Here is a 22,760-nt window from a genome sequence, read left to right as displayed (position 1 = left end):
GGCGGGGCGCCCCTTCCGATGACGTTCATCCTGCTGCGGCTATATGCGAGACGGCCGAGCGAGCAGCCTTCTTCAATTCCATCTCGCGCCTCCGGCGGCGGGCCAGCACCACACGGCGCTCGGCCGCGGTGAGTCCGCCCCACACACCGTACGGCTCCGGCTGCAGCAGGGCGTGCTCCCGGCACTCGACCATGACCGGGCAGCGGGCGCAGACCCGCTTGGCTGCCGCCTCGCGGGACAGCCGCGCGGCCGTCGGTTCCTTGGAAGGCGCAAAGAACAGGCCGGCCTCGTCCCTGCGGCACACCGCTTCCGAGTGCCACGGACCCGCCTCCTCACGGGCGGACATGCGCTGCGGCGGTACGGCGGCGGCCTGCAGGGGCTGATGCGGCGGTTGCAGCACGGTCTACTCCTGACGACGGCTTCGCTGAAGAGTCACCCTTGCCCGTCTCCCCCCGCGTACGACGCACCCCCATGCCGTACGGGAGACGATGCAGCAGCCATACCCGCTCGGCGCCGCTTCATGCCGAGCGTACGCATTCGTATGCGGAGGGTGTGGCGTCAGCCGTCGGGTGGCCCAGGTGAGCCCTACCTCACAGGGCCCGCCCCGCGGCGCCGTTCTAATCTGGACGGGCTGTCAAGACGCAGCCGATGCCGTCTGCCAAGTGAGGAATGGCCCTTATGCCCGAGTTTGCCTACACGGACCTGCTGCCCCTGGGAGAGGACACCACCCCGTACCGGCTGGTGACCTCCGAGGGCGTGAGCACCTTCGAGGCCGACGGGCGCACCTTCCTCAAGGTCGAGCCGGAGGCGCTGCGCAAGCTGGCGGCCGAGGCGATGCACGACATCTCCCACTATCTGCGCCCGGCCCACCTGGCCCAGCTGCGGAAGATCCTCGACGACCCCGAGGCCTCCCCCAACGACCGCTTCGTCGCGCTCGACCTGCTGAAGAACGCGAACATCGCCGCGGCGGGTGTGCTGCCGATGTGCCAGGACACCGGCACCGCGATCGTCATGGGCAAGCGCGGCCAGAACGTCCTCACTTCGGGCCGGGACGAGGAGGCGCTCTCCCGCGGCGTCTACGACGCGTACACCCAGCTCAATCTGCGCTACTCGCAGATGGCCCCGCTGACCATGTGGGAGGAGAGGAACACCGGCTCGAACCTGCCCGCGCAGATCGAGCTGTACGCGACCGACGGCGACGCGTACAAGTTCCTCTTCATGGCCAAGGGCGGCGGCTCGGCGAACAAGTCCTTCCTCTTCCAGGAGACCAAGGCCGTCCTGAACGAGGCCTCCATGATGAAGTTCCTGGAGGAGAAGATCCGCTCGCTCGGTACGGCCGCCTGCCCGCCGTACCACCTGGCGATCGTCGTCGGCGGCACCTCCGCCGAGTACGCGCTGAAGACCGCCAAGTATGCCTCCGCGCACTACCTGGACGAGCTGCCGGCCGAAGGCTCCCCGACCGGCCACGGCTTCCGCGACAAGGAACTGGAGGAGAAGGTCTTCGAGCTCACGCAGAAGATCGGCATCGGCGCGCAGTTCGGCGGCAAGTACTTCTGCCACGACGTGCGCGTGGTGCGGCTGCCCCGCCACGGCGCCTCCTGCCCGGTCGCCATCGCGGTCTCCTGCTCCGCCGACCGGCAGGCCGTCGCGAAGATCACCGCGGAGGGCGTCTTCCTGGAGCAGCTGGAGACCGACCCCGCGAAGTACCTCCCGGACACCACCGACGAGGAGCTCACCAAGGGCGCGGGCGCCACAGCGTCCGATAGCGGCTCCGCCGCGGGCGACCCCGTGAAGATCGACCTCAACCAGCCGATGGACGACATCCTGGCCGAGCTGACCAAGCACCCGGTCAAGACCCGGCTCTCCCTGACCGGCACGCTGGTCGTCGCCCGCGACATCGCGCACGCGAAGATCAAGGAGCGGTTGGACGCGGGCGAGGAGATGCCGGAGTACCTGAAGAACCACCCGGTGTACTACGCAGGCCCGGCCAAGACCCCCGAGGGCTACGCCTCCGGCTCCTTCGGCCCGACGACGGCCGGCCGCATGGACGCGTACGTCGAGCAGTTCCAGGCCGCCGGCGGCTCGAAGATCATGCTGGCCAAGGGGAACCGCTCCAAGCAGGTCACCGACGCCTGCGCCAAGCACGGCGGCTTCTACCTCGGCTCGATCGGCGGCCCGGCCGCCCGCCTCGCCCAGGACTGCATCAAGAAGGTGGAGGTCCTGGAGTACGAGGAGCTGGGTATGGAGGCCGTCTGGAAGATCGAGGTGGAGGACTTCCCGGCGTTCATCGTGGTCGACGACAAGGGCAACGACTTCTTCACCGATCCGGGCCCGGCCCAGCCGTTCGTGACGAGCATCCCCGTCCGCCCGGCTGACTGACCCGCTGGGCCCCGCGCGCCCCCTCGGGCCTCGCTGGTGGGGGCGCGGGCATGAGCACCACGGCTACATCGGCGCCGGTAAGTGGATTGGGCGGGTGCGCATTGGGCGCCAACCTCTAACGGCTTATCAGCACTATCAGCCGGCCTGGGGATGCGCCTCCCCGGTTCTCCGGGGCCAGGCGGGCTGTCCCCGGGAAGACCGCAGGTGTCACCGCGGCGCCTCCTGGCAAGGAGGGCGGGATGGGAACACTGTGGACCGGAGAGACGCTGTGGATCCCAGGAGGTGTGTGAGATGCAGGCCGAGGGTGGCGAGACCTACCGGACCGAGCGCGATTCGATGGGCGAGGTACGGGTGCCGGCGGACGCCAAGTGGCGGGCGCAGACCCAGCGGGCGGTGGAGAACTTCCCCATCTCCGGGCAGCGGCTGGAGCGCGCCCATATCGAGGCGCTGGCCCGCATCAAGGCCGCGGCGGCGAAGGTCAACGCGGAACTGGGCGTCCTGGACAAGGAGCTCGCGGAAGCGATCCAGGAGGCGGCGACGGAGGTCGCGGAGGGTCACTGGGACGAGCACTTCCCGGTGGATGTCTTCCAGACCGGTTCCGGCACGTCCTCCAATATGAACGTCAACGAAGTCATCGCCACGCTCGCCGGCGAGCGGCTGCGCTCCCCCGTGCATCCCAACGACCATGTGAACGCCAGTCAGTCCTCCAACGACGTCTTCCCGTCCTCCATTCACATCGCGGCGACCGCGGCGGTGATCCGCGATCTGATCCCGGCGCTGGAGCACCTGGAACAGGCCCTGGCGCGCAAGGCCACCGAGTTCGCGGATGTGGTCAAGGCAGGCCGTACCCACCTGATGGACGCCACGCCCGTCACGCTGGGCCAGGAGTTCAGCGGCTACGCGGCGCAGGTGCGCTACGGCGTCGAGCGGCTGGGCGCCGTGCTGCCGCGACTGGCCGAACTGCCGCTCGGGGGCACGGCGGTGGGCACCGGCATCAACACCCCGCCCGGCTTCGCCGCCGCGGTCATCGCCGAAGTGGCCCGTGCGACCGGGCTGCCGCTGACCGAGGCACGCAACCACTTCGAGGCGCAGGGCGCGCGGGACAGCCTGGTGGAGACCTCGGGCCAGCTCCGTACGATCGCGGTCGGGCTGACGAAGATCGCGAACGATCTGCGCTGGATGGCCTCCGGCCCGCGCACCGGGCTGGCCGAGATCAACCTTCCCGACCTCCAGCCCGGGTCGTCGATCATGCCGGGCAAGGTCAATCCGGTGATTCCGGAGGCGACCCTGATGGTCGCCGCCCAGGTCGCGGGCAATGACACGACGATCGCCACGGCCGGCGCCTCCGGCAACTTCGAGCTCAATGTGATGCTCCCGGTGATCGCCAAGAATCTGCTGGAGTCGATCCGGCTGCTGGCAGCCGTCTCGCGCCTGCTGGCGGACCGGACGATCGACGGGATCACGGCGAATGTCGAGCGCGCGCGGGAGTACGCGGAATCCTCCCCGGCCATCGTCACCCCGCTGAACAAGTACATCGGGTACGAGGAGGCGGCGAAGGTCGCGAAGAAATCGCTGGCCGAGCGCAAGACGATCCGCGAAGCCGTCCTGGAGTCCGGGTATGTCGAGCGGGGCGATCTGACGCTGGAGCAGCTGGACGAGGCCCTGGACGTCCTGCGCATGACCCGTCCGGGGCAGGCCCACGACTAGTGCCGCGTCAGCCGGGGTTTGCCCGGTAGCGAGGTGACCTGGTGCGGTCAGCTGCAAGGCGCCGGATCGGCCTCGTGGTGGGCCTACCGATCGGGCAACGCAGCAGATGGCCGTGCCAGGGCGGCGAGCGGGGCAAACCCTGGCTGACGCGGCACTAGGATCTGCACATGACAGCCGAGACGACGAGCACGGGGGAAGCCGGCCCTGACGATCGCGCGGGGCGGACCTGGGCGCCAGGGGACCACATCCTCTGGCGCTATCGCGGCAATGGCGCGCCAGGTCACAACCGCCCCATCCACATCTGCCGCCCCGTGACCGTCGTCCAGGACAGCGCCGACCTGCTCGCGGTGTGGATGGCTCCCGGCACCACCTGTGTGAAGCCCGTCCTGCGCGACGGCACTCCCGTACACCGGGAGCCGCTGGCCACCCGCTACACCAAGCCGCGCTCCACGATCCGTTCGCTCTGGTTCGGCACGGGGGTGCTCAAGCTGGCCCGGCCCGGCGAACCCTGGTCGGTCTGGCTGTTCTGGGATCGCGGCTGGCGGTTCAAGAACTGGTACGTAAACCTGGAGGAGCCGCGCCGGCGGTGGGCACGCGGTGTCGACTCCGAGGATCACTTTCTGGACATCGCCGTCTACCCCGACCGCAGCTGGGAGTGGAAGGACGAGGACGAGTTCGCGCAGGCCCAGCGCGTAGGGCTGATCGGCGCCGCGCAGGCGGAGCGGGTGCGCGCCGCGGGCCGGACCGCCGTCGAGCTGATCCGCGCCTGGGGCCCGCCGTTCAGTGACGGCTGGGAGTCCTGGCGCCCGGACCCGTCCTGGACCGTGCCCAAGCTGCCCGCCGACTGGGACCACACCCCGGCGCGGCTGGCTTCCTGAGGCGGTATGTAAAACATCATCAGGGAGACACTTGATCCGCCCCTGGACATGAAACGTAGGATCGTCCTCCGCAGCACTGTGTCCCACACGCACCATCGCAGAGGGAGCAAAGAGCATAACTCCCGACAATAGATACGTTCTGACCATACGTCACTGAGAGCCGGAGGGGTGGACCGTGAGCGGAGAGGGCTACCACGGGTACGACCGGTTACGGATCGACCGTACCGGACAGGCCGAGGCATTCGACGCGATCGGCGACCGCTATGACGAAGCGTTCCCGCACAAGGAAGGGCAGCTCACAGCCGGCCGGTGGCTGGCCACCACGCTCCCCGCGGGCTCGCGCGTCCTGGATCTCGGCTGCGGCACGGGCCTGCCGACCTCCCGTCAGCTCGCCGAGGCCGGACACCATGTGGTGGGTGTGGACCTGTCGGCCACCATGGTCAAGGTCGCCCGCGACCATGTCCAAGGCGGTGAGTTCCACCAGCGGGACCTGGCGGATCTGCGGCCCGACGGGCCCGAGGGGCTGGGCCGGTTCGACGGTGTCGCCGCCTTCTTCTCGCTGCTCATGCTGCCGCGCGCGGAGATCCCGTACGCGCTGCGGATGCTGCACGGGGTGCTGCGGCCCGGCGGGCTGCTGGCGCTGTCCATGGTGGAAGCGGACCTGGATGACATCCCGATTTCGTTCCTGGGCCATACGATCCGGGTATCGGGTTACCTACGGGACGAACTGCGCCGGGTCGTACGCGATGCGGGCTTCGAGGTCACCGGTGAGGACGCGTACACGTACGCCCCGATGAGTACGGACGTGCCCCCCGAGATCCAGCTGTTCCTGCACTGCCGACGACGCGACGCCTGACCAACGATGCGTCTGACGCGCAGCCCCGGATGGATGGAACCCTACGCGTGACGGAGTACCCGACCTCCCACGACGGCCGGCAGGCCGCTCGCCCTGCCAAGCCCGCCGCGGCCCAGCCCCAGCGGGCCCCCGAGGATGCGCACGACGCGCCGCATGACCCGCGCCGGGCGATCCAGCAGGCCACGGACCCCACGGACCCCGCGGGGCGCCAGCGCCCGCCCCACTGGCCGGGGGAACGTACCCGCGCCCCGGGCGCTCGCCCGTATGTCACCGCCGCGTCCGACGCTGCCGACCCCACGCCGGGCATACCGCATCAGGCCTGCCCGGGGGGCCGCGACACGGACGTGAACGCCGCCCTCGGCGCGGCCGGCCGCGGCCGTCCGCAGGACGGCGGTGGGCCGGAGGCCGAGGGTATGGCGCATCCCGCGGCCGAGCCGGGGCCCGCGGACCGCCCGAGGAACGGCGGGGAACGTGGGCCCGACGAGTCCGCGGACGGGGGCCAGGGCGGGCGCGGCAAGACCGCTCGCCGGATCCACCCGCAGCGCGGAGAGGCCGGCGCGGGGGGCGCCCGGCCGCGGCCCGCCGGCGGTGCCGCACAGGCCGCCGCGGAACCGGACACGGCCGAGCAGATCATGGCCGTTCGTCCCGCGGAGCCGGGTGCCGGGAGCCACGACGGCGACCGGCTGCGGTTCGTCGGGGCGGCAACGCGCCGTATCGCGCGCGGTATCGACCTCGACGAGATCGTGCTCGGGCTCTGCCGCGCCACGGTGCCGACGTTCGCGGATGTGATCATGGTCTATCTGCGCGACCCGCTGCCGGTCGGCGACGAGCGGCCCACCGGGCCGGTCGTCCTGCGGCTGCGCCGCACCGACCGCATCCCGGAGGAGCAGGACACCGATGGCGGTCGGCTGCCCACGCTCGCCGTGCAGCCCGAGGACCCGGCCGCCGAGCTGGCCGAGGTGCGGGCGGGTGGTCCGCTGGCCGAAGTGCTGCGCGGCGTACGGCCCGTGTTCGGCGATTCGGCGGCCGCCCGCGCCGCACTGCCTGAGCTGCTCGGCCCGCGCCACCAGATACCGAGCGGGTACCGCGCCATCCTCGCTCCGCTGCGCGGCCGCCGCCGCGTGATCGGCGCCGCCGTTTTCCTGCGCCGGCCCGACCGCCCCGCCTTCGAGCCGGACGACCTGTTGGTCGCGGCCCAGCTCGCCACACACACCGCGCTGGGCGTGGACAAGGCCGTGCTGTACGGCCGCGAGGCCTATATCGCCGACGCGCTCCAGCGCAGCATGCTGCCCGAGACGCTGCCGCAGCCCACGGGCGTACGGCTCGCCAGCCGCTATCTTCCGGCCGCCGAGACGGCCCGCGTCGGCGGCGACTGGTACGACGCGATCCCGCTGCCGGGCAGCAGGGTGGCGCTGGTGGTCGGGGATGTGATGGGGCATTCGATGACCTCCGCCGCGATCATGGGTCAGCTGCGCACCACCGCGCAGACCCTCGCCGGGCTGGACCTGCCGCCGCAGGAGGTGCTGCACCACCTCGACGAGCAGGCGCAGCGGCTCGGCAGCGACCGCATGGCGACCTGCCTGTACGCGGTGTACGACCCGGTGTCCCACCGGATCACGGTGGCCAACGCCGGGCATCCGCCGCCCGTTCTGCTGCACTTGGGCGGCCGGGCGGAGGTGCTGCGCGTACCGCCGGGTGCGCCGATCGGCGTCGGCGGGGTCGACTTCGAGGCGGTGGAGCTGGACGCCCCCGCCGGGGCCACGCTTCTGCTCTACACGGACGGGCTCGTGGAGTCCCGGCTGCGGGATGTCTGGACGGGAATTGAGCAGCTGCGCGAGAAGCTGACCGCGACCGCCCGGCTGACCGGCCTGGACCACCCGCCGCCGCTGGAGCCGCTGTGCGACGAGGTGCTGGACATGCTCGGCCCCGGCGACCGGGACGACGACATCGCCCTGCTGGCGGCCCGCTTCGACGGGATCGCGCCGAGCGATGTCGCGTACTGGCATCTGGAGCCGCAGGAGCAGACCCCGGGCAAGGCGCGCCGGCTGGCCCGGACAGCGCTGGCCCGCTGGGACCTGGAGGAGCTGTCCGACTCCGTCGAGCTGCTGGTCAGCGAGGTGGTGACCAACGCCGTGCGCTACGCGGAGCGGCCGATCACCCTGCGGCTGCTGCGGACGGAGGTGCTGCGCTGCGAGGTCGGCGACGACGTTCCGCAGCTGCCGCGTCTGCGGCAGGCCCGCCCGTCCGACGAGGGCGGGCGCGGGCTCTACCTGGTGAACAAGCTGGCGCGGCGGTGGGGTGCGACGCGGCTGAGTACGGGCAAGGTGGTGTGGTTCGAACTGGCGCAGTCCACCCGCACGTAGCGCCGTACGGCTGATGGGGCGGTTACCGACAGTCGGTCGGCAGGTTCAACCCCATTGCGTGGCATAACGGGCTTCAAACCCACCCCCACGCGATGGGAGCACTCCCATGACCAAGGCTCCTGAGAAGGTGCTGCACACCACGAACAACGCCGGGATCCCGGTGGAGAGCGACGAGCACTCGCTCACCGTCGGCGCGGACGGCCCGATCCTGCTTCAGGACCACTACCTCATCGAGAAGATGGCCCAGTTCAACCGGGAACGGGTCCCCGAGCGGGTCGTGCACGCCAAGGGCGGTGGCGCGTACGGCACCTTCGAGGTGACCAATGACGTCAGCCAGTTCACCAAGGCGGCGCTGTTCCAGCCGGGCAAAAGGACCGAGATGATGGCCCGGTTCTCCACGGTCGCGGGCGAGCAGGGCAGCCCGGACACCTGGCGCGATCCGCGCGGCTTCGCGCTCAAGTTCTACACCGAGCACGGCAACTACGACCTGGTCGGCAACAACACCCCGATCTTCTTCGTCCGTGATCCGATCAAGTTCCAGGACTTCATCCGCTCGCAGAAGCGCCGCCCGGACACCGGCATGCGCGACCACAACATGCAGTGGGACTTCTGGACGCTCTCCCCGGAGTCCGCCCATATGGTGACCTGGCTGATGGGCGACCGCGGCATCCCCCGGACGTGGCGGCACATGAACGGCTATGGCTCACACACCTTTATGTGGGTGAACGGCGGCGGGGAGAAGTTCTGGATCAAGTACCACATCAAGACCGACCAGGGCATCGAGTTCCTCACCCAGGCGGAGGCGGACGCGCTCGCGGGCCAGGACGGCGACGCCCACCGCCGGGACCTGTGGGAGGCCATCGACTCCGGGGACGCGCCGCGCTGGACGATGTACGTCCAGGTCATGCCGTTCGAGGACGCGGCGGACTACCGCTTCAACCCGTTCGACCTGACCAAGGTGTGGCCGCACGGCGACTACCCGCTGATCGAGGTCGGCCGGATGACGCTCAACCGGAATCCGGAGGACTTCTTCGTCCACATCGAGCAGGCCGCGTTCGAACCGTCCAGCCTGGTGCCGGGCATCGGCCCGGCACCGGACAAGATGCTGCTGGGCCGGCTGTTCTCCTACCCGGACGCCCACCGCTACCGGATCGGCCCGAACTACGCGCAGCTGCCGCCGAACCGTCCGCAGGTCCCGGTGCACTCCTACGCCAAGGACGGTCCGATGCGGTTCGAGCCGAACCGGGTCGGCGCGGTCTATGCCCCGAACTCCTACGGCGGGCCGGCGGCCGCCCCCCAGCATGACGGCGCCCCCGCCGGCTGGGCGGCGGTGGGCGAGATGGTGCGCGAGGCGTACCAGCTGCACCGCGAGGACGACGACTGGGGCCAGGCGGGCACGCTGGTGCGCGAGGTGCTGGACGACGCGGCCCGCGACCGGCTGGTCGCCAACGTCAGCGGACATCTGCGTCAGGACGTCAGCCGCCCGGTGCTGGAGCGGGCCGTGCGGTACTGGCGCAATGTCGACACCGATCTTGGCGACCGGGTCGCCAAGGAGGTCAACGGCGGCTGACCGCCCCCTCCGGATCGCGGCGCGGCAGTGGCACCTGAGGGTGCGACCCGGCACCGGGACTCAACGCCCGGGACCGGGTCGCGCCGCAGCGCGCGCGGGCATGGTTACCTTGAGGTGGACCAGCAGAAACGACAGGTCGTCCTCCGCGCGCGTCAGGAGCACCGTGATGAGGGACAACGATCACAGTCGGCTGGCCGCGGCACTGCGTGATGCAGTGCAGGAGATGCGCGCCAGCACCGGCATCGCCTACGTGCCCGCAGACGAAGGGCAGACGCTTGTCGCGGCGGCAGTGGTCGGCCGGCCTGTCTCCCTCTTCACGACACTGGAAGACATCGACGTCACGAACGAGAGGTACACCGCGGCCATCGCGTACCGCACCGGGGAGCAGACGGTGGCGTCCTACCCGGAAGTGGTCCCGGTCCCCACCATGGCCGATGTGACCATGCCGTTCCCGTACACCGCTGCCTCGACCCCGGTGCGTGCGGACGGACGGACGGTAGGGGTCTTCACGCTGCTCTGGGTCCCCCCGCTCGGGCCCCGGCAGCTGCTGCCCGAGGAGAAGAGCCAGTGCACCAGACTGGCGAACGCCATGGCGGAGCAGTTGCAGATCGCGGGTCAGCGGCACGCCCTGGCCCGGCCGTCCTCGGTTCCGCTGTTTCTGCTGTCGGCCGACGACCAGGCCCTGGAGTCGTTGAACGTCTCCTTCCTCCACGACATTCAGAAAGTCGCCTCGGCCCTGAACCAGACGGTCCGTACGGAGGACGTCATCGATGTGGTGGTCAAGCGGATCATGACGTCCTTCGGGGCTCAAGGCATGGTCGTCTCCGTCGTCGAGGACTCCCGGCCGCGCCTGCTGGGCTATGCCGGATACAAGGCGGACATCGCCCGCTCGAGCGTGAGTCCTCCCCCACCGGACCCGGTGTTCCTGGAGAACGACACAGATCTGCCTGCCGGGCAGCTCGAGCGGCTCACCGAGGGCACGCGGGCTTCCGCCGTGCTTCCACTGGCTGCCGGCGGCCGTCGGCTGGGCACCCTGCTGCTGGGCTTCGACCACCCGCGCCGCTTCAGCGCCGAGGAACGGGCAGCCCTGGTCACCATCGCCGGCCTGCTCGCCCAGTGTCTGGAACGTGCCCGCTCCTTCGAGGCCGAGCACGCGGTGGCGCGCAGACTGCAGCAGGGGCTGCTGCCGCACATGCTGCCGCACCTGGAGGAACTGGACACCGCGGCTCGCTACGTACCGGCCTCGCCGGGACTCAACGTTGGCGGCGACTGGTACGACGTGGTCACGCTGCCCGACGGGAACGTGGGCCTGGTCATCGGCGATGTCGAGGGCCACAGCTCGGTGGGGGCAGCGATCATGGGCCAGATCCGCAGTGTGGTGCGCGCCTATGCCGCCGAAGGCCATGGTCCCGCCGCTGTGCTGGGGCGCACCAACCGGCTGCTGGCCGAGCTGGGCACGGATCTGTTCGTCACCTGCAGCTGCATCTGGCTCGACCGCTCCGACGGCACGGCCGAGATCGCCTCCGCCGGTCACCCGGCTCCGCTGCTCCGCCACCCCGGCCGGAGCGTGGTCGTCCCGGACCCGGACGTGGGCGTACCGCTCGGGGTCGCCCCGGACACCGTCTATCACTCGGTGGATATAACGCTCCCGCCCGGAACGATCCTCGCGCTGTACACCGACGGCCTGGTGCACTCCCGCGACACGGATCTGATCTCCGGCACGGAGGAGATGTGCCGCGTCCTCGCCGAAGCCGATGACCAGCGGCTGGAGGACCTGGCCGACGAGCTGCTCGGCATCACCGGCGAGGGTGAGCAGCGCAAGGATGACGCCGCCCTGCTGATCGCCCGCTACGACGGTGCGCGGCCGGGCGCGCACCGCCGGGTGAGCCGGATGTCCGTCCAGCGGCACGATCTGCGGGCGGTGAAGAAGGTACGGCAGTTCCTGCACGAGAAGCTGCGCCCGTGGGGCTGGGAGTCGGTGTCCTACGAGGTGGAGCTGCTGTCCACGGAGCTGGTCACCAACGCGCTGATCCATGCCGACAGCGACGTGGATGTGAGGCTCCGTGAGTACCCGGACCGGATCCGGGTGGAGGTACGCGACTCCGACCCCCGGCCCCCCATGCCGGCCCCCATCACGGTTACCGAGGAGGCCGAGGCCGAGGCGGAGCACGGCCGCGGGCTCGTCATCGTGGACACCCTCGCCGCCGCATGGGGCAACTCCCCCAGTGGACGCGGCAAATCGGTGTGGTTCGAGATGACGCGTCCCTGATCCGGGAGCCCGCCCCCGCTACCGCTGGCTGTCGGCGGCCGGGTCCTGCTCCGGCGGGAACGGGGGGCCTGGCGTGGGCGGGGGCGCGCTGGTCGGGGGTACCGGGGTGGAGGTCGTCGGCGTCGGTATCGGGGCTGAGGTGGTGGGCGTCGGGTCCGGCGACTGTGACTCCTCGGTCGGCGTCGGCGTCGGAACCGGATCCGCGGTGTCGGTGGGGGTGCTCGGGTCCTGCGTCGGGGTGGGGACCACGGCCGCGCCCTGATCGGTCTCCAGGTCGAACTCGGCGGGCACCTTGCCCTTCAGCGCGGCCCGGGTGTAGGCCGCCCAGATCTCGGCCGGGTAGTCACCACCGTTGACGCGGCCGCCGCCGCCCGCGCCTCTCAGGGTCACCTGCTTCGTGCTCTTCCCGGAGGTGTCCTCGCCGAACAGGCCGACGGAGGTGACAAGGTCGGGGGTGTAGCCGGTGAACCAGGCGGACTTGTTGTCGTCCGAGGTGCCCGTCTTGCCCGCGATCTCCAGGCCCGCCGACTGGGCCGCCGCGCCCGTACCGTCGTCCACCACGCCGGTGAGCACGGAGGTGACGGCGTCGGCCGTGTTGCGGCTGATCACCTCGTCGCCGATCGGGTCCGGCAGCTCGACCTGCTCATCGCCGCGCTCGACGGACCTCACCAGCCGCGGGGTGACCTTCTTGCCGTGGTTGTCCAAGGTGGCGTAGACACCGGCCATGTCGCGCGGGCTGGCGCCCATCACGCCGAGCGACATGGAGGGCCGTACGACGAAGCCGCCGGCCTTCTCGTACATGCCCATGCCCACCGCGGTGCGCTTGACGTCCTGCAGGCCGACGTCCACGCCCATCTGCGCGAAGACGGAGTTGACCGAGTTGCTCATCGCCTTCTGGACGGTGATGGGGCCGTAGCTGCGGTTGTCCTCGTTGGGCGGGGCGAAGGGGGTCGTGCTGCCGCGGACCGGGCGGCGGCTGGTGCCGTCGTAGACGGTGTCCGCGGTGATCGGTACGCCGTCCTGGGTCTTGGAACTGTTCTCGAGCGCCGCCGCGAAGACGAGCGGCTTGAAGGTCGAGGCGGCCTGGTAGTCGCGGCGGGTGGCGTTGCTGAAGAAGTGCTTGACGTAGTCCTCGCCGCCGTACAGCGCGACGATCCGGCCGGTTTTGGGGTCCACCGAGACGGCTCCGACCTGGACGTTGGCGTCGACCTTGCGCTTCTTGGGGTCGAGGTCGGCCATCAGCTCGGTATCGACGGCCTTCTCCAGCGCCTTCTGCTTCTTGCGGTCGATGCCGAGGGTGATGTTCCAGCCGCCGGCCTCGAGTTCCTGGTCACTGATGCCGGAGGCGCGCAGCTCGTCCTTGGCGGCCTCGACGAAATAGCCGATCTGGCCGTCCATGCCGGGGGCGGGCTTGGGGGCGATCGGCTTGGGGAACGTCATGGCCGCGCGCTTGCCGGCGTCCAGCCAGTGCATGCCGACCATGTTGTCCAGCACGTAGTTCCAGCGCCGGAGGACGAGCCGGCGCGAGGTGGGCGAGGCGACCGCCCAGTCGTACTGGCTCGGTGCCTGCACCAGCGCGGCCAGATAGGCGCCCTGCTGGACGGTCAGATCCTGGGCGTCCACGTCGTAGTACGCGCGGGCCGCGGCCTGGATGCCGTGCGCACCGCGGCCGTAGTAGTTGGTGTTGAGGTAGCCCTGGAGGATCTCGCTCTTGGTCATCTGCTGGTCGACTTTGAGGGAGATGATCAGCTCTTTCGCCTTACGGGTGACGCTGCGTTCCTGGCTGAGGTAGTAGTTCTTCACGAACTGCTGGGTGATGGTGGAGCCGCCCTGCGCGCGCCCGCCGGTGAGGGTGTTGAACAGACCTCGGGCGATGCCCTTCACATCGACGCCGGAGTCGTCGTAGAAGGTCTTGTTCTCCGCGGCGACGAAGGTGTGCTGCACCACCTTGGGCACCTTGGCCAGGGCCACGGACTCGCGGTTGAGCTTGCCCGTACGCGCGAGGAGGGTGCCGTCGCTGTAGGTGTAGACGTTGCTCTGTGCCTTGGCCAGGGCATTGGCGTCGCTGGGGATGGGGACGAGCAGATACAGCCCGATGAAGGTGCCGATGCCGAGGAGAGTGGCCCCGAGGAAGCCGCCGAGCACCCTCCGCCAGGTGAAGAACCGGCGTATGCCGCCGCTCTTCGGCTTGGCGCGGCGCCCACCCCGCCGCCGCGCCCTCCTCGCGTCCGCTCTGCCCATCTTCTGTCACTCCAGTCCATTCCGCCCCCAGAAACGCAAGAAAACTAACACCGTCTCTGTCGCGATAAGACCGTTCATCACACCTCTTTCGGACGTGACAATCAGCACGTCCCGTCGGGTCAACCAGGTGGACGAAACCACCTTCCGGGCATCTATACACCTGGCGTATACACACTGTGTATTGTCGCGCCCATGTCCATCGGCCACACCTTGCTCGGACTCCTGGAGTCCGGCCCCCGCCACGGTTACGACCTCAAGCGCGCCTTCGACGAGCGCTTCGGTCACGACCGTCCCCTGCACTACGGGCAGGTCTACGCGACCATGTCCCGCCTGCTGAAGAACGGACTCGTGGAGATCGAAGGCACCGAGCCCGGGGGCGGTCCCGAGCGCAAGAGGTACGCCATCACGGAGGCCGGTGTCACCGATCTCGAACAGTGGCTCGCCCAGCCCGAGAAGCCCGAGCCATATCTCCAGAGCACCCTGTACACCAAGGTCGTCCTCGCACTGCTCACCGGCCGCGGCGCCGCCGGCCTCCTCGACGCCCAGCGCGCCGAACACCTCCGGCTCATGCGCGAGCTGACCCGCCGCAAGGCCTCCGGCGACCTCGCCGACCAGCTCATCTGCGACCACGCCCTGTTCCATCTGGAAGCCGACCTGCGGTGGCTGGAGCTGACCGCCGCCCGCCTGGACCAGCTCGCCAGGGAGGTCCACCAGTGACCACCACCGCCCTGCTCTCCGCTGTGAGCGCCGGGACCGGCGGCTCGCGGCGCTGCGGCTGGAGGAGGCGGACAGCTGGATGACGCGGCACTAGGACGCCGGCCGCACCGGCAAGGTCCTCAGCGCCTCGCGCAGGGCCCGCGCGAACTCCTCGAACTCCTCCTGCCGCGCGGCCCCCGTCCGCATCGCCAGCGCGATCCGCCGCGATGGCGCCGGGTCGGCGAAGTACCCGGTCGAGAGCTGGTCGTTGCGATCGGTCTCCACCCGCAGCGCCGTACGCGGCAGCAGCGTCACCCCGAGCCCGCCGGCCACCAGCTGCACCAGCGTGGACAGCCCGGCCGCGCTCGTGGTGACCGGGGCCCCCTCGGGCCGGCCGGCCTCACGGCAGATGTCCAGGGCCTGGTCGCGCAGGCAGTGGCCCTCGTCCAGCAGCAGCAGATCCAGCTCGCGCAGCGCCTCGCGCGGAATGTCGGCGCGCCCGCCCAGCCAGTGGTCGCGGGGAGCGAGAAGGACGAAGTCCTCATCGAACAGCGGGAGTTCGGTCACGCCCTGCGCGCCCAGCGGCACCGCGAGCAGCAGCAGGTCCAGCCGTCCGTGGGAAAGCCCGTCCAGCAGCGAGGCGGTCTGCTCCTCGTACACCTGGAGGTCGAGATCCGGGTACCGCTCGTGGACCAGCCGCAGCACCGTCGGCAGCAGATACGGCGCCACGGTCGGGATCACCCCGAGCCGCAGCACCCCGGTGAAGGGCGCTCGCGCCGCCTCCGCCTCCTCCATCAGCTCGCCGACCGCCTCCAGGACCGTACGGGCCCGGGCCGCGAGCCGCTCCCCGGCGGGCGAGAGCAGCACCTTGCGCGTCGTACGCTCGAGGAGCTGCACGCCGAGCACCTCCTCCAGGGCGGAGACGGCCCCGGACAGCGCGGGCTGGCTCATGCCGATGGCGGCCGCGGCGTCACGGAAGTGCAGATGCTCGGCGACGGCGACGAACGCTCGCAGCTGAGCGACGCTGGGCTGCCGCCCCGCGCCCCGCCCGGGGCCCCGCCTCGCGTTCGCCGCGCTTCCCGCGCTTCCATTCGTCGCCACTGATAAGCACCTCCGATCAACATCAACAAGTCTACCGATTTCCGCGATCAATACCGGCTGTGGCACTGTGGGGCATGTCCAACCCCTCAGGAGTGCCCCAAAAGGGATATTCCACCGCAACAAGGAGAACGTGTGCTCACTGTCGGTGACAAGTTCCCCCAGTACGACCTCACCGCCTGTGTCGACCTCGACGCGGACAAGGCCTTCGCACAGATCAACCACAAGACCTACGAGGGCATGTGGAAGGTCGTCTTCTTCTGGCCCAAGGACTTCACCTTCGTGTGCCCGACCGAGATCGCGGCCTTCGGCAAGCTGAACGACGAGTTCGCCGACCGTGACGCCCAGATCCTCGGTGTCTCCGGCGACTCCGAGTTCGTCCACCACGCCTGGCGCAAGGACCACGCCGACCTGCGTGACCTGCCCTTCCCGATGCTCGCCGACCCCAAGCACGAGCTGATGCGCGCCTGCGGTGTGGAGGGCGAGGACGGCTTCGCCCAGCGCGCGGTGTTCATCGTGGACCCGAACAACGAGATCCAGTTCGTCATGGTGACCGCCGGTTCCGTCGGCCGTAACCCCAAGGAGGTCCTGCGGGTCCTCGACGCTCTGCAGACCGACGAGCTGTGCCCCTGCAACTGGAACAAGGGCGAGGAGACCCTGGACCCGGTCAAGCTCCTCGCCGGCGAGTGATTCCCAAGGCGGGTGATCTGACATGGCCCTCGACGAGCTGAAGTCCGCTCTTCCGGACTACGCCAAGGACCTGAAGCTGAACCTCGGGTCGGTCATCGGCAACTCCGACCTGCCGCGGCAGCAGCTGTGGGGCACCGTGCTGGCCTGCGCGATCGCCTCGCGCTCGCCGCGCGTGCTGCGGGAGCTGGAGCCGGAGGCCAAGGCCAACCTGGCCCCGGAGGCGTACACCGCCGCCAAGGCGGCCGCCGCCATCATGGCGATGAACAACGTGTTCTACCGGACCCGGCATCTGCTGTCGGACCCGGAGTACGGCAACCTGCGCGCCGGTCTGCGGATGAACGTCATCGGCAACCCGGGCGTGGAGAAGGCCGACTTCGAGCTCTGGTCGCTCGCGGTCTCCGCGATCAACGGCTGCGGCATGTGCCTCGACTCGCACGAGCAGGTGCTGCGCACGGCCGGCGTGGAGCGAGAGACGATCCAGGAGGCCGTGAAGATCGCGTCCGTGATCCAGGCAGTGGCCACCACGCTGGACGCCGAGGCTGCGCTGGCCGGCTGAACTCTCCCTGCCTGACGGCCGGGTTTACGCGGAACACCGCGTAAACCCGGCCGTTCTCTCGGCGCACTTCCCAGTGCGAAGCGCTGCTGGTTCAGGCGGAACCTTTCGGCGGTGGAGCCGCCGCTGCCGGTACGGATTCCTCCCGCGGTGGCACCGGGGTCCCCCGCACGGCCTGCTCCTGCGCGTATACCCGCAGATAGCCGACCACCGTGTTCGTCACAGCCACCAACGGCACCGCCACCACCGCGCCCCCGATCCCCGCGACCAGCGATCCGCACGCGACCGACAGCACCACGGCCAGCGGATGCACCCGCACCGCGCGGCCCAGGATGAAGGGCTGCAGGACGTGCCCCTCGATCTGCTGCACCGCCAGGACCACCACCAGGACCATCAGCGCGGTGAACATGCCCTGCGTCACCAGCGAGACGATGACCGCCAGCGCACCGGAAACCACCGCGCCCACCAGCGGGATGAAGGCGAAGAGAAAGATGAAGACGGCCAGCGGCATCGCCATCGGCACCTTGAGGATCCACAGCCCCAGCCCGATGAAGATCGCGTCGATCAGCGCCACCAGCACCGTGCCCCGCACATAGCCGGTGAGCGTGCGCCAGGCGCGCGGGCCGGCGCCCGCGACACCCTCGCGGGCGGCGCTCGGGACCAGCTTCAGCACCCAGTTCCAGATCCGGCGCCCGTCGTAGAGCAGGAACAGCGTGCTGAACATCGCGAGCAGGATGCCCGACAGCACCTCGATGACGACGGTGACGCCCTCGAGCCCGGCCGAGGTGATCTCCTCGGTGTTGGACCCGATGGCCTCCCGCAGGCTCTTCGCTATCTCGTTGATCTGAGCCTCGGTCACATGGAAGGGGCTCCGCAGCAGCCACCGCTGCAGCTCGTCGATGCCGTCCTGGACCCGTTCGGACAGATTGTCGATGTTCTCCATCACCTGCCAGGCCACAAACCAGCCCACCAGCCCCATGACGACGAAGCCGGTGATGAAGGTGACGGCCGTGGCCAGCCCCCGCGGCAGGCCGGCCTGCCGCAGCCGGGCGACCGTGGGCTGCAGCAGCGCGGTGATGAGCAGCGCGGCCACAAAGGCCAGCACCACCAGTCTTATGGTGCTGATGGCCCGCATCAGCACCCACAGCGTGCCGGCGAGGACCAGCAGCCGCCAGCCGGCTTCGGCGGCGACCCGTACCCCCCAGGGAACGGCGGAGACGGGGTCGGGCCGGGCGGCGACGGCCGGAGGGTAGGCGGGCGGCGCGGGCACATGGTCCACGCCTGTCCCCGCATGGCCAGGTCCGGCTTCCCCCGCGTGGCCAGGTGCGGCTTCCGCCGCGTGGCCGGCCGCGGCGCCGACGGCTGCCCCGGTGCCGCCGGTGTCCCGAGCGGCGCCGGCGCCGACAACAGCCACCTCCGGAGCCGGCGCCTCGACGCCCCTGGTCTGTGTGGCGTCCCAGTCCTCACCCGGGAGCGGATCCGAAGCAGCGGCCGCTGCCCGGCGCTCATCGAGCCGGGCGGCGAGCTTGGTCAGGCTCGTCCCCAGGCTGCCCACCCATTGCGGCAATCTGGACATCTCTCTTCCTCCGCCCCCGTCCCCCGCTGTTGTCGTGCTGAACGTTACCGGGGACGCGACGAAGCCCCCGACCGGTTGAGGTCAGGGGCTCGCGCGAGTTGCCTGTCCGGTACGCCGTAAGGGCTAGTACCAGTTGTTGGCCTGCCAGAAGGCCCACGCTTCACAGGGGCTGCCGTAGCGCTCGTTCATGTAGTTCAGACCCCACTTGATCTGTGTGGCCGGGTTGGTCTGCCAGTCCGAGCCCACAGAGGACATCTTGGACCCCGGCAGCGCCTGGAACAGCCCGTACGCGCCCGAGGAGGCGTTGACCGCCTTGTAGTTCCAGCTGCTTTCGTGGTCCACGATGTTGCTGAAGCACTGGAACTGGTCGGCCGCGACCATCTGCCGCGCCATGGACTGCACCTGGGCAACGGTGTACGAGGCCTGGACGGGGAAGCTGCTGCGGTCCGCCGAGCGGGCCGCCTTCGCCCTGGCAGCCTCGCGCTCCTTGGCGAGCTTCTCCGCCGCGGCCTTCTCCGCGGCTGCCTTCTTGGCTGCCGCGGCCTCCGCCGCCTGCTTGCGGGCCGCTTCCTCAGCAGCCTTCTTCGCTGCCGCGTCCGCCGCGGAGGACTGGGCGTCCGCCTGCTGCGTCAGCGACGCGGTCTGCGCCTGGGTCTGGTTCCCGGCGGATATGTCTGCGAGCAGCGTCGCATCGGCAGCGGTGGGCTCGGCCGCTTGGGCCGTGCCGGGCGTGCTACCCGAGGCGACACCGACGACTGCACCGACGGTGGTGACTGCGGTGGCGGATGCCACGGCAAATCCCCGGACCGAGATCCGGCTCACACGGTTTTCCTTCCAGCATCGTCCGCTTAGGTGACCTCACGGACGCAATCGTGCCCCTGACGCTGATCCCCCCTTGTTCCGGTCCCTGAGGTACGGGTTGGGACCGACTGGCCACGGGGGACACTGGCCCGGTGCGAACTCCCCAGGAGTCCCTCCCCCAGCTACCGCTGGGAGGTGCCCCCAGGCACTCGGGCGGCGTACGGCGAACGCTTGTTGAGTTGTGTGGTGCAGCAACGCTGGGGTTGCTGGTGTGCCGTACGCGGGGCCTGACAGAAACCACACCCTGCCGGAAACGGACGTGCTGAAGCAATTCCTCGTTGAGTGGCAAAGCTCACACCCCGTTTACGCCAGGGGTTTTCTGGAAAACGAGGCGAAGCACACAGCCGCGCGGCTAAGCTCCATGGCTTCGCCGCGCGGCCTGAGGTGGTCCAACAGCCCTAAATATGGCCCTCTTCGAGCATTTCGGTCACCAAGGCGGCAATAGGCGACCGCTCCGAGCGCGTGAGGGTGACATGCGCGAACAGCGGGTGCCCCTTCAACTTCTCGACGACCGCGACCACTCCGTCGTATCGGCCGACCCGCAGGTTGTCCCGCTGCGCCACATCATGGGTGAGCACCACGCGCGAGTTGGCGCCGATCCTGGACAGCACCGTCAGCAGGACATTGCGCTCCAGTGACTGCGCCTCGTCCACGATGACGAAGGAGTCGTGCAGCGAACGGCCGCGGATGTGGGTGAGCGGCAGCACCTCGAGCATGCCGCGGCTGACGACCTCCTCGATCACCTCGCGGCTCGTCACGGCGGACAGCGTGTCGAACACCGCCTGCGCCCACGGGCTCATCTTCTCGGCCTCGGTGCCCGGCAGATAGCCCAACTCCTGCCCGCCCACCGCGTACAGCGGCCGGAAGACCATCACCTTCTGATGCTGGCGGCGCTCCAGCACGGCCTCCAGGCCGGCGCACAGCGCGAGCGCCGACTTGCCCGTGCCGGCCCGGCCTCCCAGCGAGACTATTCCGACCTCCGGGTCGAGGAGCAGGTCGAGCCCGATCCGCTGCTCGGCGCTGCGGCCGTGGATGCCGAATGCCTCCCGGTCGCCGCGCACCAGCCGGATCCTGCCGTCCGCGGTGACCCGGCCGAGCGCCTTGCCGCGCTCGGACTGCAGCACCAGGCCGGTGTGTACGGGCAGCTCGGCCGCCTCGGGTACATACACGCTCTCGGCCGCGAACAGCTCGTCGACCTCTTCCGCCGTGACGGTCAACTCCGACATTCCGGTCCAACCGGAGTCGGTGATGGCGAGTTCGGCGCGGTACTCCTCGGCGAGCAGGCCCACGGACGATGCCTTGATGCGCAGCGGCAGGTCCTTGGAGACGACGGTGACGTCGTACCCCTCGGCCTGGAGGTTCCGGGCCACGGCCAGGATCCGCGAGTCGTTGTCGTCCACGCGGCCGCGCTGGTTCAAGAACGCGGCGGGGAGCACCCCGGGGTCGGAGTGGTTGAGCTCGACCCTGAGCGTGCCGCCCAGCTCCCCGATCGGGATCGGCGCGTCGAGCCGGCCGTACTTCACGCGGTACTCGTCCAGCATGCGCAGTGCCTGGCGGGCGAAGTAGCCGAGCTCCGGATGGTGCCGCTTGGCCTCCAACTCCGTGACCACGACGACGGGGAGCACGACCTCGTGCTCGTCGAAGCGGGCCATGGCCGACGGGTCGGCCAGCAGAACGCTGGTGTCGATGACATAAGTGCGCCGGTCGGGCGAGAGTGCGCGGCGCTTGGTGCTGGTCACCACGGGTGGACGAACCCCCTCGGATGAGGTCGGGGTGCGACGGCGTCGCCGGGGAATGGGCCGGGCTCGGGCCACCATGCGCGGGCCGTGCACCGGCCCTCCGCGCCGTCCGCACGGTCCGTACGGTCGTCCGTGTGCAAAGGGCCTCCCGGGCGGACGGCCCCATGCCGCCCGCTGCTGCCGGACGCCCGTGGGCCGGGCGTCGACTTGCATGGGGTATTCCCTCGAACGTGGGCGCCCATGCCATGGCATATGACGGCGCGTATGTGAACAATGCGCTACGAGCTGCGCAACGTCGCGCTCTCGCTCTGCCAAAGTCCGCCCGAAAAACAGGGATCTGAGGCGCCTGCACGGCGAAGCATCCCTATCGCCTGGAACCGGATATATCACCCTGATTCAGGGTGACGCGGGCATACCGCCGAATGGGTGAACAGGAGGGTACACAACTGGCGCGGAGTCGCCTCAGGGAGAGAGAGGGAGGGGGCTCAGCCGCCGTAGCGGCGGTGACGCGCCGCGTAGTCCCGCAACGCGCGCAGGAAGTCCACCTTCCGGAACGCCGGCCAGAACACTTCGCAGAAGTAGTACTCGGAGTGCGCGCTCTGCCAGAGCATGAACCCGGACAGCCGCTGCTCCCCGCTGGTACGGATCACCAGGTCCGGGTCGGGCTGCCCCCGTGTGTACAGGTGCTCGGCGATGTGTTCCACATCCAGGATCTCCGCCAGTTCCTCGATCGACGTGCCCCGCCCCGCGTGCTCCAGCAGCAGTGACCGCACCGCATCCGCGATTTCCTGCCGTCCGCCGTAGCCGACGGCCACGTTGACGAGCACCCCGTCGACGCCGACCGTGGCCTGCTCGGCCTCCTTCAGCACCGACTGCGTACAGGATGGCAGCAGGTCCATGTTCCCCACGTGGTGCACCCGCCAGCGGCCGTCCGCCGCGAGGTCGCGGACCGCGTCCTCGATGATGCCGAGCAGCGGGACCAGCTCGGACTCGGGCCGGTTCAGGTTGTCCGTCGACAGCAGCCACAGCGTGACCACCTCGACGTCCGTCTCGGCGCACCAGCCGAGCAGCTCCTGGATCTTCTCGGCCCCGGCCTGGTGGCCCTGCTCGGGGCTTCCGCCGGCGGCCCGCGCCCAGCGCCGGTTGCCGTCAAGGATCACACCGATGTGCTTGGGGACCTGGGCGTGGTCCAGGCGCCCCTCCACCCGGCGGGCGTACAGCCTGTACACCATCTCGCGCAGCCACCGGGGGTACGGGGAGCGTCCTTCGAGAATTCGCGACATC

17 protein-coding genes are annotated in these 22,760 nt (G+C 69.9%); 10 read left to right on the top strand and 7 right to left on the bottom strand.

The window, feature by feature from the left end:
* Positions 1-25: 25 nt before the first annotated feature.
* A complete protein-coding gene (locus ACY34J_RS13355; RefSeq protein ID WP_462726594.1) occupies positions 26-400 on the bottom strand; it encodes a WhiB family transcriptional regulator in 375 nt (124 codons plus the stop codon).
* A 278-nt stretch (positions 401-678) separates the two neighbouring features.
* On the opposite strand from ACY34J_RS13355, the gene ACY34J_RS13350 reads away from it, so the two are divergent.
* The 7 genes from ACY34J_RS13350 to ACY34J_RS13320 all read left to right on the top strand — a co-directional run bounded on the left by ACY34J_RS13350 (position 679) and on the right by ACY34J_RS13320 (position 12,022).
* Positions 679-2,379, top strand: a complete 1,701-nt coding sequence (locus ACY34J_RS13350) for a fumarate hydratase (protein WP_462726595.1) — start codon at positions 679-681, stop codon at positions 2,377-2,379.
* 291 nt (positions 2,380-2,670) lie between these two features.
* A complete protein-coding gene (locus ACY34J_RS13345) occupies positions 2,671-4,086 on the top strand; it encodes a class II fumarate hydratase (protein ID WP_462726596.1) in 1,416 nt (471 codons plus the stop codon).
* Positions 4,087-4,253: 167 nt separating this feature from the next.
* On the top strand, positions 4,254-4,964 hold the full coding sequence (gene fomD / locus ACY34J_RS13340; protein ID WP_462726597.1) for a cytidylyl-2-hydroxypropylphosphonate hydrolase: 711 nt from the start codon (positions 4,254-4,256) through the stop codon (positions 4,962-4,964).
* 175 nt (positions 4,965-5,139) lie between these two features.
* Positions 5,140-5,820, top strand: coding sequence for a class I SAM-dependent DNA methyltransferase (locus tag ACY34J_RS13335; protein ID WP_462726598.1), 681 nt, complete (start codon positions 5,140-5,142; stop codon positions 5,818-5,820).
* Positions 5,821-5,867: 47 nt separating this feature from the next.
* Complete coding sequence (locus tag ACY34J_RS13330) at positions 5,868-8,183, top strand: SpoIIE family protein phosphatase (RefSeq protein WP_462726599.1); 2,316 nt, start codon at positions 5,868-5,870, stop codon at positions 8,181-8,183.
* Between the two features lie 106 nt (positions 8,184-8,289).
* On the top strand, positions 8,290-9,753 hold the full coding sequence (locus tag ACY34J_RS13325) for a catalase (RefSeq protein ID WP_462726600.1): 1,464 nt from the start codon (positions 8,290-8,292) through the stop codon (positions 9,751-9,753).
* 166 nt (positions 9,754-9,919) lie between these two features.
* Positions 9,920-12,022 (top strand): ATP-binding SpoIIE family protein phosphatase, encoded by a 2,103-nt coding sequence (locus ACY34J_RS13320; protein WP_462726601.1) that lies wholly within the window; start codon positions 9,920-9,922, stop codon positions 12,020-12,022.
* A gap of 18 nt (positions 12,023-12,040) precedes the next feature.
* Here ACY34J_RS13320 and ACY34J_RS13315 read toward each other — a convergent pair whose 3' ends face one another.
* The gene (locus ACY34J_RS13315) at positions 12,041-14,263 is read right to left on the bottom strand and encodes a transglycosylase domain-containing protein (RefSeq protein ID WP_462726602.1); all 2,223 of its coding nucleotides are present in this window, start codon (positions 14,261-14,263) and stop codon (positions 12,041-12,043) included.
* 192 nt (positions 14,264-14,455) lie between these two features.
* Here ACY34J_RS13315 and ACY34J_RS13310 point away from each other — a divergent pair, with 192 nt between their 5' ends.
* Positions 14,456-14,980 (top strand): PadR family transcriptional regulator, encoded by a 525-nt coding sequence (locus ACY34J_RS13310; protein WP_462726603.1) that lies wholly within the window; start codon positions 14,456-14,458, stop codon positions 14,978-14,980.
* A 90-nt stretch (positions 14,981-15,070) separates the two neighbouring features.
* Here the strand turns inward: ACY34J_RS13310 and ACY34J_RS13305 are convergent, their stop codons facing one another.
* Positions 15,071-16,060 carry a LysR substrate-binding domain-containing protein gene (locus tag ACY34J_RS13305; RefSeq protein WP_462726604.1) on the bottom strand — a complete coding sequence of 330 codons (990 nt, stop codon included), beginning with the start codon at positions 16,058-16,060 and terminating at the stop codon, positions 15,071-15,073.
* 132 nt (positions 16,061-16,192) lie between these two features.
* Here ACY34J_RS13305 and ACY34J_RS13300 point away from each other — a divergent pair, with 132 nt between their 5' ends.
* Together ACY34J_RS13300 and ACY34J_RS13295 are read left to right on the top strand one after the other, a co-directional pair.
* Complete coding sequence (locus ACY34J_RS13300; RefSeq protein WP_462726605.1) at positions 16,193-16,747, top strand: peroxiredoxin; 555 nt, start codon at positions 16,193-16,195, stop codon at positions 16,745-16,747.
* Positions 16,748-16,769: 22 nt separating this feature from the next.
* Complete coding sequence (locus tag ACY34J_RS13295) at positions 16,770-17,303, top strand: alkyl hydroperoxide reductase (protein ID WP_462726606.1); 534 nt, start codon at positions 16,770-16,772, stop codon at positions 17,301-17,303.
* A gap of 91 nt (positions 17,304-17,394) precedes the next feature.
* Here ACY34J_RS13295 and ACY34J_RS13290 read toward each other — a convergent pair whose 3' ends face one another.
* The 4 genes from ACY34J_RS13290 to ACY34J_RS13275 form a co-directional block, all read right to left on the bottom strand.
* On the bottom strand, positions 17,395-18,876 hold the full coding sequence (locus ACY34J_RS13290; RefSeq protein WP_462726607.1) for an AI-2E family transporter: 1,482 nt from the start codon (positions 18,874-18,876) through the stop codon (positions 17,395-17,397).
* Positions 18,877-18,999: 123 nt separating this feature from the next.
* Positions 19,000-19,698 (bottom strand): aggregation-promoting factor C-terminal-like domain-containing protein, encoded by a 699-nt coding sequence (locus ACY34J_RS13285; RefSeq protein WP_462726608.1) that lies wholly within the window; start codon positions 19,696-19,698, stop codon positions 19,000-19,002.
* Between the two features lie 437 nt (positions 19,699-20,135).
* Positions 20,136-21,479 carry a PhoH family protein gene (locus ACY34J_RS13280; RefSeq protein WP_462726609.1) on the bottom strand — a complete coding sequence of 448 codons (1,344 nt, stop codon included), beginning with the start codon at positions 21,477-21,479 and terminating at the stop codon, positions 20,136-20,138.
* Positions 21,480-21,961: 482 nt separating this feature from the next.
* Positions 21,962-22,759: an isoprenyl transferase gene (locus tag ACY34J_RS13275; RefSeq protein WP_462761959.1), complete on the bottom strand. Its 798-nt coding sequence runs from the start codon at positions 22,757-22,759 to the stop codon at positions 21,962-21,964.
* Position 22,760: the final 1 nt, after the last annotated feature.

This window comes from Streptomyces sp. HSS9-12, from assembly GCF_054963655.1.
Note: the sequence above shows the minus strand (reverse complement) of the source record. Positions and strands in the feature narration are given on the sequence as shown.